The following is a 16,112-nucleotide window of genomic DNA, read 5'->3' as shown; positions in this document are numbered from 1 at the left end:
GGAGGCCGGTTGCGATATTTATGGCAAATGCGAATTTGCCAATCCCGGCGCTTCGGTCAAGGACCGCGCGGCGCTGTATATCATTCAGGATGCCGAGGAGCGCGGTTTGCTCAAGCCCGGTGGACGGGTGGTCGAGGGGACCGCGGGCAATACCGGGATCGGGATCGCTTTGGTCGCCAATGCCAAGGGCTATAAATCGACCATCGTCATGCCCGAAACCCAGAGCCGGGAAAAAATGGATACGCTGCGCGCGCTGGGCGCGGAACTGATCACGGTGCCGGCCGCGCCTTATTCGAGCCAGTGCCATTTTGTCCACCAGTCACGCCGGATTGCGGAAGAGACCGAAGGTGCCGTCTGGGCCAACCAGTTTGACAATGTCGCCAACCGCCGCGCCCATATCGAGACCACGGCGGAGGAAATCTGGGAACAGATGGACGGTAAGATCGACGGATTTACCTGCGCCGTGGGCACTGGCGGCACGCTGGCCGGCGTCGGCATGGGGCTGAAGGCAAAAGACGAGAAGGTCACCATCGCCTTGTCCGATCCGCATGGCGCGGCGCTCTATGAATTTTATGCCCATGGCGAACTCAAGTCCGAGGGCAATAGCGTTGCCGAGGGCATTGGCCAGGGCCGGATCACCGGTAATCTGGAAGACGCGCCGATCGATCGGCAATATCGCATTTCCGACGAGGAAGCGTTGGTCTGGGTCGAACGGCTGCTGATGGAGGAAGGATTATGTCTGGGTCTGTCATCGGGGATTAATGTTGCCGGCGCGATAGCATTGGGCAAGGAGCTGGGACCGGGTAGCCGGGTTGCAACCATCTTGTGCGATACCGGTTTCCGCTATCTTTCCTCGCTCTACAACGCCGCATGGCTAAAAGAAAAGGGGCTGCCGGTTTTCCCGTGGCTGGATGATGATGGATAATCAAGGACAGGACCCGGGCCGACAGGACACGATGCAGCGCATTCAGGTGGGCGTGGTAGGACTGGCTGCCGTATTATTGTTGGCCAGCATTGCCAATTTCGTGATCCAGCGGGCGAGTGATGAACAGACGGTGCTCGAAGAACTGCAGGGCGAGGGTGCGGACAGAAGCGCGCCGCTTGCTGGCAAGGCAGAAGAAAAGCCTGCCGAACCGCTAGCCGAACTGGGCATTACCCCGGCCCCGGTAGCCGGATCCGGGAAACCCGAAGTTCAAAATCCTGCAGCGAATCTGCCCGGGCAGACCGTGCCCGACCTTAAACCGGATCCCAATCTGGATGCGCCGATGGACCGGGAGCGAAGATAGTTGCCGGGTTTTTGGCAGACGCTCCCGTCGGCCATGGTGGTGTTATTGACGCTTGCGCAATGCACCGCCGCCGATTCGCCATCGGAACGTCCGGCGCCCCGCATCCATCTGATGACAAGCCTGCCGCTGATCTGGGGCGATGACGCTTCAATGGAATCGATATTGACCGGTGGGTCGGAGCCTGTGCCTATCTATCGATATTGGCAGGAAAAATATGACATGGCGGCCGTCGACAGTCTGGAAAATCTTGTCCAGAATGATCCGGATGTCGTCATACTTGCCCAGCCGCGCGCCATGGATCCCGCCGACTTGACGATCCTCGATGGCTGGGTCCGTTCGGGCGGCAAGGTCATCATTCTCACCGACCCCGATCTGGTCTGGCCGTCGGCGCTAGCGCTTGGTGATCCCCGGAGACCTTTGGCCAGCGGCCTGCTCTCCCCCTTGCTCGACCACTGGGGACTGGAACTGGTCGCCGATGCTGAAAAGAATATGGATGTTGTCGAGCTTCGCTTCGGCAGCTATTCCTTCGCAACCCGGGGCGTTGGCAAGCTGAAGCCGTTGCCTGAAAGCCGTGCATCTGACGTGGGTTGCAAGGCGAGCGCGGGCGATTTCATAGTCCAATGTTCGGTCGGTCTTGGGCGCGCTTCGATCGTTGCCGATGCAGATTTCCTGCATGCAGGTTTCTGGCCGGAGTCGGTCCGGCAATCGCCGCAGAAAAGCGGGGCCGGCCAGTTTATCGATTCTCTGGTGCGAGGCCATTTGGAGTCGGACAGCGCCAGGGAATGAGGATATTTTGGGTGTTTCCAGACACTAAGCGGCAATGCTTCGACCTGAAAATAAGGGGTCTGAAAATTAATATTCCTATATTTCAAATAGTTAATTATTCTTACCCATAAAATCCCGTAAAATCCCCTTCCATCCCCGGCGTTCCCCTGATAACCCTGTTTCGTTATCGGGGTATTCTTCCTGTCCGGGATATTGTTTCCGGAAGGGCGCTGAAAAGCGCGCTTCTGAAGCGGGGAGACTATTGCCTCTGGTTCGGGTGAGGGACTTCCGCTGTGTCAGGTGCATATGCATATTCAGGCTCTGCCATATCGGCGATCGACGACAAAGGTCGGCTGTCGGTGCCTGCATTCCTGCGCAAAAATCTGGTCGAAAGCAGCGATGGCCGTACCATTTGCCTCGGCACGCACGAGAAGTGGGATTGCCTCGTCGGCTTCGGGCTCAGCCGCAAAACCGATATGCTCGACGAAATTGACAAACAATGGGAAGCGGCGATTGCACGCGGCGAGTCTTTCGACAAAGATGCCGCAGGCGCCCGCAAATTCTCGTCCTTGCAGGACCTCAGCTTCGATGCCAGCGGCCGCTTCATCCTGCCGCCACAGCTCAGGGATATCGGTCAACTGGACAGCCATGTCCTGTTCCACGGTATCGGCACGACCTTCTGTCTCTGGAACCCGCAGACTTTGCTCGACACAACCGCCGACGTTCCGGTCGACCGGCGTCTGGTCGAGCATCATCTGAAAGAGGCCAGCCAGAAAAGCGGAGGGAAGAACAAGTGACCCCTGCTGCAGCTGCCCGCCATGTCCCTGTCCTGCTCGATGAAGTGATCGTTGCGCTCTCCATTACCCCCGGCGAGACGCATGTCGATGGCACATTTGGCGCGGGCGGCTACAGCACCGCGATGCTCGGGGCTGGCGCGACCGTCCATGCCTTTGATCAGGATCCCGATGCGATCGCGGCGGGCCAGACTTTGGTTGACGGCTCCGATGGCAAGCTGCACCTTCACCACGCGCTCTATTCGGAAATGGCGGACGTGCTGGTCGATGAAGACATCGATGGCATCACGCTTGATATCGGTGTGTCGTCGATGCAGCTGGATCAGGCCGAGCGTGGTTTCTCGTTCCAGAAAGACGGCCCGCTCGACATGCGGATGGCCCGCGACGGCGAGAGCGCTGCCGATTTCCTCAATGAAGCGGATGAAGAGACGATCGCCGACGTGATCTATCGCTATGGCGAGGAACGCCGGTCTCGGCGGATCGCCAAAGCGATTGTAGAGGCGCGGCCGCTGAGCCGGACGTCCGAACTCGCGCTGGTGGTCAGAAAAGCGCTGGGCTATCGCGCGGGCGACAAGAAGGATCCGGCAACCCGGACCTTCCAGGCGATCCGTATCCACATCAATCGCGAACTGGGCGAGCTGGAAGACGGCCTCGTCGCGGCAGAGAAGCTGTTGCAGCCCGGTGGCCGTCTGGCGGTTGTGACATTCCACAGCCTCGAAGACCGCATCGTCAAAAATTTTCTGCGGGACCGCAGCGGGCAGAAGTCCGCCGGTTCGCGCCATCTTCCTCAAGTTAACGAGATACGACCGGCACCCACCTTTCATAAACCAGCCAAAGCGGTGCGTCCGGCCGGGGCGGAGCAGGCCCACAATCCCCGAGCCCGCTCCGCCACCCTTAGATCAGCGGTGCGGACACACGCGCCCAGCGATAGCGGTGGAGAACAGTGAAACTGGCAGTCAAACGTCTCGAAGGAATAGGATGGCTCGCACTGGTTTTTCTGGTGGCGATTCTCTTATATCCGCTCTCGCTGAGCGTCGCGACCCTGCGCAGCGATCTCGCGCGGACCGATGGCAAGATTGTCGAGGTAAAGAAAGATATCCGCTATCTGGAAACAGAATTCAGCGCGCGCGCCAATCTGCGGCAGCTCGAGGACTGGAACAAGCTTGAATTCGGTTATGTATCACCGCTCGCTTCACAATATCTTGATGGCGAGAGAGCGCTTGCCAATCTCGGCGGCAGGGACTTGCGAAAGCCGGTTCAGGTCGCGGTGATCAGTTCGATGGACGGCATCCAGCCGGCTGGCATTATCGGTTCGGTTTTCGGCACCGCCAAAGCACACGACCGGAATCCCGATGGCAGTGCAATCGGCAGCAATGGAAATCTCGCGAGTACGGTGACGGCTGCTGATCGGAGCAAGGGGTCAGGTGCTGCGCAGAGCCGGACCACGCGCGTGGCGCATTTGGAAGACAAGCTGCTGGATGACGGCCTCATCCGCGATCTCGGTCGAAAAGCGATTGCAGAAAAAATCGAGAGCACGGCCGAATGACTACACTTCTGGCCAACAGCAAGAAGGTGCAGTTTTCGGGAAAAGCCAAGGAAATAACCGCCAGCGCGCATTTTCGGCTGATGATCTTGCTGCTGGTCTTTCTGGCTGTCTTCACGATTATAATCGGGCGGTTGGCCAGTTTCACGATTTTGGAAGATGTTACGCCCTATCGGGCGTCGAGTAACGCCTTCATTCCGCCGCGCGGGGATATCGTCGACCGCAACGGGGTTGCGCTGGCGCGAACGATGCGTGGCTACGCCGTTCGTGTCGTCCCGGCCCGACTGCTTGGTGACAAGCAAACATTGGCACGACAGCTCTCCGAGATATTCCCCGATACGAGCGCGTCATATTTTATGGAGAAACTCAGCGGAGCCCGGCCGACCTACCTTCGCCGCCGGGCGCTGCCCGAGCAGGTAAAGCAGGTCCATGCGCTGGGTGAAATCGGAATCGAGTTCCCGCGCGAGAACGAGCGGCTCTATCCCCAGCGCGAGCTGGCGGCGCACGTTCTGGGATATGTCGATGCCGATGGCAAAGGTGTGATGGGGATGGAGCGTGCGCTCAACAAGCGCCTGGCCGACAGAAACCTGAGGGGAACCCCGACGACCCTGTCGATTGACAGCCGGGTGCAGTCGGCGCTGGAAAGCGAACTTCAGGATGCGATGATCAACACCCAGTCGCGCGGCGCTGCTGGGATTATCCTGGATGTCCAGACCGGTGAAGTGATGGCGCTGGCCTCGCTGCCGATGTTCGATCCCAACAAGATCCGCAGGGCTTCGATGAAGCACCAGAATAACGAAGTTACCCAGAGTGTGTTCGAACTGGGATCGACGTTCAAGCCCCTGACCATCGCAGCGGCGCTCGACGCCGGTACCGTCACCGACCTTGCCGTTCGATACAACGCGATGGAACCGATCAAGGTTGGCGGATTCACGATCAAGGATGACCATAGCCAGGGACGCTATCTGAACGTGCCCGAGACGCTGGTGCACAGTTCCAATATTGTTACCGCGCGGATTGCTGATAATCTCGGCAAGGAAGCCATGGAAGACATGTTCCGCCGGCTCGGCTTTGACGAGCGCCCGCATATCGAACTGGTCGAGAAAGGCCACCCGATCTGGCCGAGCAACTGGGGGCGGGTCACCAATATGACCGTGGCCTATGGCCATGGCATTGCCGTCACCCCGCTCCATCTCGCGAGCGCCTACGCGGCACTTGTCAATGGCGGCATATGGCGCCCTGCAACATTGTTGAAAGTGGAGCCGGGCAAGGAGGCCAAAGGCCGCCGGGTGTTCAAGGCAGCGACCAGCGCCCGCATGCGTCAGCTGCTCAGGATGATCGTTGCCGACGGGACCGGCCGCAAGGCCGACGCGCCGGGTTACCGGATCGGCGGGAAAACGGGGTCGGCAGAAAAGCCTTCGGAAGGCGGCTATAACAAGACATCGCTGGTTTCGACCTTTGCGGCGGCCTTCCCGATGGATAACCCACGCTACATTCTTATCACCATGCTGGATGAACCACAGGGATCGGCAGAAACCTCGTTTCAGCGCACAGCGGGCTGGACCGCTGCGCCAATCGTACGAAAACTCGTTCCGCGCGTCGGTCCGATGCTTGGGGTGATCCCCGATGAACATCGCGATGTCGATGTGTCCGAATTGACGCCGCTGCTCTGGAAGCCGAAAGCCACCGCCAAAGAGCAAAATCATGCAACTGAGTAGTCTTGTCCCAGGATTGAACGGCGAAGCCGGAGAGCAGGCGGTGACAGGCTTTGCCATCGATCACCGCAAGATCGCGCCTGGCAATGTCTTTGGCGCGTTTCGGGGCGCGAAGTTCAATGGTGAGGATTTTATTGAATCAGCGGTTGCTGCCGGTGCCATTGCGGTGGTCGCGCATCCGGACGCCCTGGTCGAAGATATTGTGCATATTGTTGATGAAGAGCCCAGGCGTTTGTTCGCGCAGATGGCGGCCCGCTATTTTACGCCGACGCCGGCTCATGTGGCAGCCGTGACCGGAACGAATGGCAAGACATCAACCGCTGAACTGACCCGTCAGTTGTGGCGGATGGACGGCTATAATAGCGCATCGATCGGGACGCTTGGTGTCACAACGGCGGATGATCAAGTCAAAACGGGATTGACCACACCCGATATTGTAACGTTTTTATCGAATATGTCAGGCCTCGCCCGGGAAGGGGTCAGTCACGCGATTTTTGAAGCGTCGAGCCATGGGTTGTCGCAATATCGCACCGAAGGTCTTCCGGTTCGGGTAGGGGCATTTACCAATCTGAGCCGCGACCATCTCGACTACCATGGCGATATGGACAGTTATTTCGAAGCGAAGATGCGGTTGTTCGACGAGGTTGTGGAGAGCGACGGCACAGCCGTAATCTGGGCCGATGATGAACTATGGTCGGGTAAAGTGATCAAGCGCGCAAAGGATCGCGGGCTCGAGTTGCTGACGGTCGGAGAAAATGGTTCAACCCTGCGTTTGGTGTCGCAAACACCGACGCATTTGGGTCAGGTCCTGATGGTCGAGGCGCACGGCAATACCCACCGCATATCACTGCCCTTGATCGGTGCCTATCAAGCCGCCAATATCCTGGTTTCGGCGGGTATCGTGCTGGCAACCGGCGGGCAACTGGAAAATGTGCTGGATCATATGCAGCGGGTGCAGCCGGTCCGCGGCCGGATGGAGCGTGCGGTTATCACTCGCGCAGGCGCGCCGGTCTATGTCGACTATGCGCATACCCCGGACGCCTTGCGCGCCGCGATCGAAGCCTTGCGTCCCCATGTGACGGGCAGCCTTGTCACGATATTCGGCGCAGGCGGTGATCGGGACAAGGGCAAGCGTCCTGAAATGGGCAAAATTGCAGTGGAAATGTCTGATCAGGTCATCGTGACCGATGACAATCCGCGCGGAGAAGATCCTGCCGCGATCCGCGCCGAGATCATGGCCGGAGCGATTGGTGCCGACGACGTAGCAGACCGGCGTGCGGCCATCGCGAAAGCCATAGACATGGCCGGTCCGCAGGATATTGTCCTGCTGGCCGGGAAAGGCCACGAACAGGGCCAGATCGTTGGCGACAGGATTATCCCGTTCGACGATGTCGAAGTGGCGAGAGAATGCGCGGGAGCGCAGGTACTGTGACCGCATTGTGGACATCGTCCGCGATAGCGCAGGCCACGGCTGGCAAAGCTAGCGCCGCTTTCGCCGTGAACGGCGTTGCCTTTGACTCGCGGGAAATAGGTCCGGACGACCTGTTTGTCGCGCTCAAGGGCGAACATAGCGACGGCCAACTTCATGTGGCGCAAGCCTTTGCTGCGGGCGCGGCTGGCGCGATTGTCAGCCAGCCGGTGGATGGTCCCCATATATTGGTATCCGATACAGCACGGGCACTCGATGCACTGGCAAAGGCGTCGCGCAACCGCACAGCTGCCAAAATCATCGGCGTAACGGGATCAGTCGGCAAGACCGGCACCAAAGAAGCATTGCACGCGGCCCTCGATCGTTGTTCTTTCGGTCACGCGCACCGGTCGGTGAAAAGTTATAATAATCATGTCGGGGTACCGCTCAGTCTTTCGCGGATGCCGGAAGACACGAAATTCGGTATTTTCGAGATGGGCATGAATCATGCGCATGAGCTGTCGGCGCTGACCCGTCTGGTACGGCCCCATGCCGCGATCATCACTGCCATCGCTCCGGCGCATATCGGTAATTTCCCGAACGGCGAGCAAGGCATCGCCGATGCCAAGGCAGAAATATTTGAAGGTCTGATGCCCGAAGGCACTGCGATCATCCCATATGACAGTCCCCATTGTCAGAGGTTGCGGAAGAAAGCCGAGCGCCATGCCGCCCATGTCATATCCTTTGGATTTGAAAATGGAGCCGATGTCCGTGCGGTCGATGTTGTTGCCGCACCACGGGGTGGATCGCTGGTCACGGCAAGGCTCGGCGATCAAAGTCTCTGCTTCACGATAGCCGAGGCCGGGCGCCATTGGGTATCCAATTCTCTGGCCATTCTCGCCGCAGTACGCGCAGTCGGCGGTGATCTGGCCTCCGCGGGCCTGGCGCTCGCCGAAATGAGCGGCATTGAGGGCCGCGGCCGCCGTCATCTCGTAGCTCTGAAGTCCGGTGGCAAGGCGGTCATTATCGACGAGAGCTACAACGCCAATCCGGCGTCGATGAAAGCCACGTTGCAACATTTTGCGGTCGAGCCGTGCAATGGCCGGAAAATTCTTGTTTTGGGCGCTATGGGTGAGCTGGGCGAGCAATCAGCGCAATATCATGCAGCTCTGGCCGACGATATTCTGCTCTGTGGAGCGGACGCGGTTATTTTGGTCGGCGAAGATATGGCACATACTGCCGCGAAACTCGAACAGGGCCTTGATCAGGGCGTGAAAATGTCACATGCCGAGCGTGCTTCGGAGGCGCTGTCCGAAGTCACAAAATTGGTCGGCGACGGGGACGTCATTTTGATCAAGGGATCTAATTATCTGGGGCTGTCATCTGCGGTTTCTGCGCTGGTGAACGGGGAGTACTAATGTTCTATTTGTTGGCCCAATGGCTTGAATTCGAAGGCATTTTCAATGTCTTCCGCTATCTGAGCTTTCGTTCGGGTGCCGCTGTTTCGACATCATTGTTCATCGGTCTTTTGATCGGTCCCAAATTCATCAACATGTTGCGCATGCGGCAGGGCAAGGGGCAGCCGATCCGCGAGGATGGTCCGATCACTCATCTCAAAAAAGCAGGAACGCCCACCATGGGCGGTCTGATGATCCTGATTTCCGTGGTGACATCTCTGTTCCTGTGGATGGACCTCAGCAATATGTTCGTGTGGGCGTGTATTTTCGTCACCCTGGGTTTTGGCGCAATCGGCTTTATGGATGACTATGACAAAGTCCGCAAAGCCAGCCACAAGGGCATCCCGGGCCGGGTCCGGCTGTTGCTGGAGTTCGTCATCGCCGGCTTTGCCACATGGCTGATTGTACAACAGATTGGCACAAGTCTTTATGTTCCGTTCTTTAACGATGTGCAGGTAGATCTCGGATATCTCTATATTCCCTTTGCGATGTTTGTGATTGTCGGCGCGGGCAATGCGGTCAATCTGACCGACGGCCTCGATGGTCTCGCAACCATGCCTGTGGTCATTGCCAGTGCTACTTTTCTGGTATTGGTCTATCTGTCAGGCAACGCGGTTTTTTCCGAATATCTTGGTATCCCGTTCGTTCGCGGAGCTGGCGAACTGGCGATTTTCTGCGCCTGTGTGATCGGAGCCTGCCTTGCTTTCCTTTGGTTCAACGCGCCACCGGCTGCGGTATTCATGGGTGATACCGGCAGCCTCGCACTTGGCGGCGCGCTAGGTGCCATTGCCGTTTCCATCCATCATGAAATCGTGCTCGCAATCGTCGGAGGCCTGTTTGTGCTCGAAGCCGTGTCGGTCATCGTTCAGGTGTTTTTCTTCAAGCGTACCGGTCGCCGCGTGTTCCGCATGGCCCCGATCCATCATCATTTTGAGCAGCTTGGCTGGTCCGAATCCACCATTGTGATCCGCTTCTGGATCATCAGTCTGGTGCTCGCGCTGGCCGGATTGGCGACGTTGAAACTCAGATGATCGTCTCTCCCGCCTTTGCCGGCAAACGTTATGCCATCCTCGGACTGGCCCGTTCCGGTATGGCGGCGCTCGAATGCCTGCACGCGAGCGGAGCAGAATTGCTGGCCTGGGACAATCGCGAAGAATTGCGCGACGGCGTAGCGGACAAAGCGATCATTGCAGATCCTCTGACATCCGACCTTCGCAGCTATGACGCGATTGTCGTGTCACCGGGCGTGCCGCTTAACGGCCAGCCGCTTACCCGCAAGGCTGCTGAAGATGGCGTTCCGATCATTGGTGATATCGAGCTATTCGCCCAGGCTCGCCATTCGCTGCCACCACACAGGGTCGTCGGCATCACCGGTACCAACGGAAAGTCGACGACGACCGCTCTGGTCCATCATATATTGGCCAGTGCCGGATTACCGACCGTGATGGGCGGCAATATCGGACTGCCGATCCTGTCGCAGGAGCCGCTGCCGGAAGGCGGGGTCTATGTTCTCGAACTTTCAAGCTATCAGATTGATCTGACCCAAAGTCTCGACTGCGATGTCGCGCTGTTGCTCAATATCAGCCCCGACCATCTCGACCGCTATGACGGGTTTGACGCTTATGCCGCCGCAAAAGCGCGCTTGTTCGACATGCTGGGATCCGATCATACAGCGATCTTCGCCAGCAATGATGAAAAGACGCAATTGGCTTTGCATGGCTTGCGTGATCTGGGCCGGGTCCAGAATATTGTCGACACCAGTGCTGCTGAACTGGCCGGGCAAGCGGACTGGCCGTCGTTGCAGGGGCCCCATAATTTGCAGAATGCCGTTGCCGCCGTTGCCACGGTCGAAGCTTTGGGTATTTCGGAAGAGCAATGGCGTCCGGCGCTAGGGTCGTTTTCTGGACTGGCCCACCGTATGGAACGGATTGCCGAAGCCGGTGGCGTGCTATTCGTCAACGACAGCAAGGCAACCAATCCGGCCTCGACCGGCCCTGCGCTCGGCGCCTATCCGAAAATTCACTGGATTCTCGGCGGTCTGCCCAAGAGCGATACGCTGGCCGAGTGCGAGCCATTTTACGACCATGTCGTTAGCGCCTATACGATTGGCGAAGCCGGCCCATTATTCGGCAAATTGCTGGCGGATAAGATTCCGGTCGAATCCTGCGAAATGATGCTGACGGCGGTGCAGCGGGCAGCCGCCAATGCCAGGCCGGGTGACGTGGTTCTGCTGTCTCCAGCCTGCGCCTCCTTTGACCAGTTTCGTGATTTTGAAGCGCGCGGCGAATGTTTCCGGACAGCGGTCAAATCGGTGATCGAGAAAAATCTGATCGGCACCGCGATCGGGGAGGCGACCCCATGAGCGAATCTGACCAGACGCCTGCATCCGCAACTCCTCACCCCGAACTCGCCGGGAGTCTGAAAAAGAAGCGTTTCCAGCTCCAATCGCGCCTTGGTCGGAGCGACCGTTCCCCGCTCGCCATCTGGTTCTGGGAGCTCGACCGGGTGCTGCTCGGGCTGGTTCTTACACTGGTGGCAATAGGATTGATCGCGGTTGCGGCGGCGTCACCGGTCACCGCATTGAAACAGAGCACCGAAGCGGTCACGATCGATCCATTATATTATTTCTATCGCCAGCTTGGCTGGGTCATTGTTGGCATCCCGCTAATGCTTGTGGTTTCGATGCTACCCAAAGAGCAAGCGCGGCGTTTTGCGATTTTGGGCGCCATTGCTGCCCTGGGACTGCTGTTCCTAGTCCCGATTTTCGGGAACTCTGTGAACGGCGCACAGCGCTGGATCGGTTACGGTTTCGCCACGATCCAGCCGGGTGAGTTTCTCAAGCCCCTATATGCCGTGGCTTTGGCCTGGCTGCTTTCGCTCAGGGTCAAGGACCCGGCATTACCGGTAATTTCACTCTCCGTCGTGCTGACCGGAGTCATCGCGATCCTGCTGTTGATGCAACCCAATCTGGGAGAAACAATTCTGATTTGCGGCATCTGGTTTGCGGTGATGACTGTTTCCGGACTCTCGGCCCGGCTGATCGCCGCAGTCGGTGTCGGGAGCGTCGGTGGATTGGTCGGGGCCTATTTTCTTTATCCCGTTGCAACCCATCGGATCAACGCATGGCTGTTCGGCGGCGATGAATTCGACCAGGTGATGCTCGCCCACAAGGCGCTCACCGGCGGCGGCTTGCTCGGCACCGGACCAGGCCTGGGTACCGCCAAATTCAAGCTGCCCGAGGCACATACCGATTATATTTTCTCTGTCATCGGCGAAGAATTCGGCCTGCTTGCGTGTATTGCTATAGCGCTGGTTTATCTAGCGATCATCGTTCGTGTCTTTTTGAGGCTTCTCGACGAGGAGGATAATTTTATCATTCTCGCCGTGTCCGGCCTGACTGCCCAATTTGGCGGACAGGCCTTGGTCAACATGGCAGTAAATCTCCAGCTTTTCCCGTCCAAGGGCATGACTCTGCCGTTGATCAGCTACGGCGGTTCGTCGCTGCTGGCGTTGTGTATAGGTGTCGGACTTTTGCTCGCATTTACCCGACGGAACCCGTATCTTGACCGTTCACAATATGTCTCGGCCTGGCCCGAGCGAGGACGGATAGCGGTATGAGTTTTTCGAAACATTATGTGCTGGCGGCGGGCGGTACCGGCGGCCATATGATCCCGGCCTATGCGCTGGCCAGAGAACTGGTCTTGCGCGGTCATCGGGTGGCGCTGATCACCGACGAACGCGGGGAGAAAATACCCGGCATGGTTGATGAGGGGCAGGTCCACGTCCTGCCCGCTGGCCGGATTACCCAGGACCCGCGCAGCTGGCTGGGCGGAGCACGCGCCATTCTCAAAGGTCGCCGTATGGCGATGCAGCTTTACGAGACCTTCCGGCCATCGGCGATAGTCGGATTTGGCGGCTATCCAGCCTATCCCGCACTGCTGGCGGCGAACAGCCGTAACATTCCGACCATAGTCCACGAACAAAATGCAGTATTGGGCCGGGTCAACCGGCTTGCGGCGCGTTCGGTGAATGCCATTGCGACCGCCTATCCCGACGTCCTGCGGATCAAGCCGAAATATATGGAAAAGGTCCATCTTGTCGGCAACCCGGTGCGCGAGGAAGTGGTCGCACTGCGCGAAGAGCCTTATCCGCCGCTATTCGAAGAGGGCATTTTCCGGGTGCTGGTGACCGGCGGAAGCCAGGGTGCATCCATCCTTTCAGACGTTGTTCCGGATGCGATGGCGATGCTGCCGATGCATTTGCGCCGCCGTCTGCAGATCACCCAGCAATGCCGCGAAGATGATATCGAGGGTGTGCGCGCGAAATATGCCGAACATGACATCCCGGCGGAACTGGCCACCTATCTCCCCGATCTGCCCCAGCGTCTCGGTTGGGCGCATTTGGTAATTGGCCGGGCTGGCGCTTCGACGATTGCCGAGCTGACCACCGCCGGTCGTCCCGCGATCCTGATCCCTTTGCCCAGCGCGATGGATGATCATCAGACCTACAATGTCAAAGAAATGGTCGCATCCGGCGGAGCGCGTTCGATCCCGCAATCGCGGTTTACCGCAAAGGAACTGGCCAAACAGATGCAGAAAATGGCGCTGCAGCCAGGCGCTCTGGAAAATGCCGCGCGCTTCGCAGCAAAATGCGGTCGGCCGGAAGCGGTGAACGATCTCGCAGATCTGGTGGAAAGCGTTGGCACCTCGCCTTTGGGCAAAACCATGAAGGCGAAGAAGGAACAGCAGCAGATGATATCGTCCGGCAAGGAAGCACTGGCAAAGGATAGCGTGCAGTGAGAGGTGTGGGCACGGACATCGGCACGATTCATTTCGTCGGGATCGGCGGGATCGGCATGTCGGGTATCGCCGAAGTGATGCACAATATGGGCTATCAGGTACAGGGCAGCGATATCGCCGAAGGCTATGTAATCGAAGGCTTGCGAGCAAAAGGCATAGATGTCAAAATCGGCCATAGCGCGGAGAATGTAGAAGGCACGGCGGTGGTGGTGACCTCAACCGCGGTCCACCGCGGCAATCCGGAAGTGGAAGCGGCGCTGGCGGGACGGATACCTTTGGTTCGCCGGGCGGAAATGCTTGCAGAGCTGATGCGGCTCAAGTCAACCATCGCGATTGCCGGAACCCACGGCAAGACCACCACGACATCGATGGTCGCGGCAATGCTGGATGCGGGCGGCATAGACCCGACCGTTATCAACGGCGGGATCATTAACCAATATGGCTCGAACGCGCGCCTCGGCGACAGCGAGTGGATGGTGATCGAGGCTGACGAAAGCGACGGCAGTTTCCTGCGGCTCGACGGCACGATCGCGGTTGTCACCAATATCGATGCCGAACATCTCGATCATTACGGCAGCTTCGACAAGATCAAGGACAGTTTCGTCGAGTTTATCGAGAATGTACCCTTTTACGGCGCGGCAATCCTCTGCGTCGATCATCCCGAGGTGCAGGCGGTGCTGACCCGCATCCGCGACCGGCGGATCATCACTTACGGTTTTTCCGCCCAGGCCGACGTAAAGGGCATTAATGTCACGCCGATCCCCGGCGGCAACCGGTTTGACGTGGTTGTCCGCGACCGCGACGGCGAGACCAGAACCATCGAATCAATCACCTTGCCGATGCCCGGCCGCCACAATGTCCAGAACGCCATTGCTGCGGTCGCCGTCGGCCTCGAAATGGGCATGAGCGATGCCCAGATCGCCAAGGGCTTCGACCATTTCGGCGGCGTCAAGCGGCGCTTTACCAAGGTCGGGGAAGTTGATGGCGTGACCATCATCGACGACTATGGTCATCATCCAGTTGAAATTCAGGCGGTGCTGTCGGCGGCGCGCGAAGGCGCACAAGGCCGCGTGATCGCTGTGGTTCAGCCGCATCGTTTCACCCGGCTGCGCGACCATATGGAAGAATTCCAGGGAGCATTTAACGATGCCGACATGGTGTTCGTCACTCCGGTCTATGTCGCCGGAGAGGAGCCTATCGAAGGCATTGACAGCGAAGCTCTGGTCGCCGGACTGAAGGTGCGCGGACATCGCCTTGCCGAAACCGTTGCCGATCAGAAGGCTTTGGCGCAGCGACTGGCGGAAGAAATACAACCAAAGGATATGATCATCTGCCTCGGAGCAGGGGATATCACCAAATGGGCTGCGGGACTTGCGGATGGTATCGCGGAGGCGCGCAAATGAGCGCTGTTGCCACCATGCCCGAAACACGCGGAAAGCTGACCGAACGCGCGGCACTGGCGCCGCTTGTCTGGTTCAAGAGTGGTGGAACGGCAGAATGGCTGTTCGAGCCGAAAGATACTGAAGATCTGCAACAATTCCTCCGCGATCTCGATCCAGCGATAGCCGTTTGGCCGCTCGGTCTCGGGTCAAACCTGATCATTCGCGACGGCGGCATCAGCGGCGTAGTGATCAGACTCGGTAAGGCGTTTGCCGGTATCGAGGCAGATGGCCTGACTTTGCGCTGCGGTGCAGGCGCGCCCGGCATCTCGGCAGCGAGCAAGGCCCGCGATCATGGCATCGCGGGAATGGAATTCTTGCGCGGCATCCCCGGTACCATCGGCGGCGCCGTGCGCATGAACGCCGGCGCTTATGGCCGCGAAGTCTGTGACATATTGCAAAGCGCTGAAGTGATTGTGCGCAACGGCGATCTGGTGACGATCCCTCTGGCCGATATGGCTTATACCTATCGCCATTCAGCGCTGCCCGAAGGCGCCATCGTGGTAAGCGCCACCATGAGCGGCGAAAGCGGCGATCCCGCGATCATCGGCGCGGAGATGAAGCGCATAGGCGACGAGCGCGAAGCCTCGCAGCCGCTGCGCTCCAAAACCGGTGGCTCCACGTTCAAAAATCCCGAAGGCCACAAGGCTTGGCAGCTGGTCGATGAAGCCGGCTGCCGCGGTCTGCAAATCGGCCAGGCGCAAGTGTCTGAAAAACACTGCAATTTCCTGATCAACCTCGGCGGAGCGACCTCTGCGGATATCGAAGCGCTGGGCGACGAAGTGCGCAAGCGGGTCAAGGCGAATTCGGGTGTCGAGCTGCACTGGGAAATCCAGCGGGTGGGGGATGAAGTATGAGCGTCAAGGATCAACCGAGCCTCCATGTCGCCGTCCTGATGGGTGGCTG

The 16,112-nt window shown here is 58.7% G+C and carries 15 protein-coding genes; all 15 read left to right on the top strand.

What is annotated here, in order from left to right:
- Positions 1-925 (top strand): cysteine synthase A (locus tag WBM93_RS03325; protein WP_424428130.1); only part of this gene is annotated, 925 nt, incomplete at its 5' end.
- Positions 915-1,286 (top strand): hypothetical protein, encoded by a 372-nt coding sequence (locus tag WBM93_RS03320; protein ID WP_424428128.1) that lies wholly within the window; start codon positions 915-917, stop codon positions 1,284-1,286. The genes WBM93_RS03325 and WBM93_RS03320, both read left to right, overlap by 11 nt.
- A complete protein-coding gene (locus WBM93_RS03315; RefSeq protein ID WP_424428127.1) occupies positions 1,287-2,072 on the top strand; it encodes a Gldg family protein in 786 nt (261 codons plus the stop codon).
- A 272-nt stretch (positions 2,073-2,344) separates the two neighbouring features.
- Positions 2,345-2,848, top strand: a complete 504-nt coding sequence (locus WBM93_RS03310; RefSeq protein ID WP_424428125.1) for a division/cell wall cluster transcriptional repressor MraZ — start codon at positions 2,345-2,347, stop codon at positions 2,846-2,848.
- On the top strand, positions 2,845-3,792 hold the full coding sequence (gene rsmH, locus WBM93_RS03305) for a 16S rRNA (cytosine(1402)-N(4))-methyltransferase RsmH (RefSeq protein ID WP_424428123.1): 948 nt from the start codon (positions 2,845-2,847) through the stop codon (positions 3,790-3,792). The genes WBM93_RS03310 and rsmH overlap by 4 nt, the downstream gene beginning before the upstream one ends.
- The gene (locus tag WBM93_RS03300; protein WP_424428121.1) at positions 3,789-4,391 is read left to right on the top strand and encodes a colicin transporter; all 603 of its coding nucleotides are present in this window, start codon (positions 3,789-3,791) and stop codon (positions 4,389-4,391) included. Before rsmH ends, WBM93_RS03300 begins: the two co-directional genes overlap by 4 nt.
- Complete coding sequence (locus WBM93_RS03295) at positions 4,388-6,106, top strand: peptidoglycan D,D-transpeptidase FtsI family protein (RefSeq protein ID WP_424428119.1); 1,719 nt, start codon at positions 4,388-4,390, stop codon at positions 6,104-6,106. The genes WBM93_RS03300 and WBM93_RS03295 overlap by 4 nt, the downstream gene beginning before the upstream one ends.
- Entirely contained in the window at positions 6,093-7,535 is a 1,443-nt protein-coding gene (locus WBM93_RS03290; protein WP_424428117.1) for a UDP-N-acetylmuramoyl-L-alanyl-D-glutamate--2,6-diaminopimelate ligase, read from the top strand. The genes WBM93_RS03295 and WBM93_RS03290 overlap by 14 nt, the downstream gene beginning before the upstream one ends.
- A complete protein-coding gene (locus tag WBM93_RS03285) occupies positions 7,532-8,929 on the top strand; it encodes a UDP-N-acetylmuramoyl-tripeptide--D-alanyl-D-alanine ligase (protein ID WP_424428132.1) in 1,398 nt (465 codons plus the stop codon). The genes WBM93_RS03290 and WBM93_RS03285 overlap by 4 nt, the downstream gene beginning before the upstream one ends.
- Entirely contained in the window at positions 8,929-9,999 is a 1,071-nt protein-coding gene (mraY, locus tag WBM93_RS03280; protein WP_424428115.1) for a phospho-N-acetylmuramoyl-pentapeptide-transferase, read from the top strand. The genes WBM93_RS03285 and mraY overlap by 1 nt, the downstream gene beginning before the upstream one ends.
- A complete protein-coding gene (gene murD / locus WBM93_RS03275) occupies positions 9,996-11,330 on the top strand; it encodes a UDP-N-acetylmuramoyl-L-alanine--D-glutamate ligase (RefSeq protein ID WP_424428113.1) in 1,335 nt (444 codons plus the stop codon). The genes mraY and murD overlap by 4 nt, the downstream gene beginning before the upstream one ends.
- Entirely contained in the window at positions 11,327-12,586 is a 1,260-nt protein-coding gene (locus WBM93_RS03270; protein ID WP_424428111.1) for a peptidoglycan glycosyltransferase FtsW, read from the top strand. Before murD ends, WBM93_RS03270 begins: the two co-directional genes overlap by 4 nt.
- Positions 12,583-13,767 (top strand): undecaprenyldiphospho-muramoylpentapeptide beta-N-acetylglucosaminyltransferase, encoded by a 1,185-nt coding sequence (gene murG, locus WBM93_RS03265; RefSeq protein WP_424428109.1) that lies wholly within the window; start codon positions 12,583-12,585, stop codon positions 13,765-13,767. The genes WBM93_RS03270 and murG overlap by 4 nt, the downstream gene beginning before the upstream one ends.
- Complete coding sequence (murC, locus tag WBM93_RS03260; RefSeq protein WP_424428107.1) at positions 13,764-15,170, top strand: UDP-N-acetylmuramate--L-alanine ligase; 1,407 nt, start codon at positions 13,764-13,766, stop codon at positions 15,168-15,170. Before murG ends, murC begins: the two co-directional genes overlap by 4 nt.
- Positions 15,167-16,063: a UDP-N-acetylmuramate dehydrogenase gene (gene murB / locus WBM93_RS03255; RefSeq protein WP_424428105.1), complete on the top strand. Its 897-nt coding sequence runs from the start codon at positions 15,167-15,169 to the stop codon at positions 16,061-16,063. Before murC ends, murB begins: the two co-directional genes overlap by 4 nt.
- Positions 16,064-16,112: the final 49 nt, after the last annotated feature.

Origin of the sequence: Parasphingorhabdus sp., assembly GCF_049667325.1 — a bacterium.
Taxonomy (GTDB): domain Bacteria; phylum Pseudomonadota; class Alphaproteobacteria; order Sphingomonadales; family Sphingomonadaceae; genus Parasphingorhabdus.
Note: the sequence above shows the minus strand (reverse complement) of the source record. Positions and strands in the feature narration are given on the sequence as shown.

Coding starts and splice junctions, on each gene's coding strand:
- mraY (WP_424428115.1), top strand. CDS start 8,929: ATGTTCTATTTGTTGGCCCAATGGCTTGAATTCGAAGGCATTTTCAAT.
- WBM93_RS03290 (WP_424428117.1), top strand. CDS start 6,093: ATGCAACTGAGTAGTCTTGTCCCAGGATTGAACGGCGAAGCCGGAGAG.
- murG (WP_424428109.1), top strand. CDS start 12,583: ATGAGTTTTTCGAAACATTATGTGCTGGCGGCGGGCGGTACCGGCGGC.
- WBM93_RS03295 (WP_424428119.1), top strand. CDS start 4,388: ATGACTACACTTCTGGCCAACAGCAAGAAGGTGCAGTTTTCGGGAAAA.
- WBM93_RS03270 (WP_424428111.1), top strand. CDS start 11,327: ATGAGCGAATCTGACCAGACGCCTGCATCCGCAACTCCTCACCCCGAA.
- murB (WP_424428105.1), top strand. CDS start 15,167: ATGAGCGCTGTTGCCACCATGCCCGAAACACGCGGAAAGCTGACCGAA.
- murD (WP_424428113.1), top strand. CDS start 9,996: ATGATCGTCTCTCCCGCCTTTGCCGGCAAACGTTATGCCATCCTCGGA.
- WBM93_RS03320 (WP_424428128.1), top strand. CDS start 915: ATGATGGATAATCAAGGACAGGACCCGGGCCGACAGGACACGATGCAG.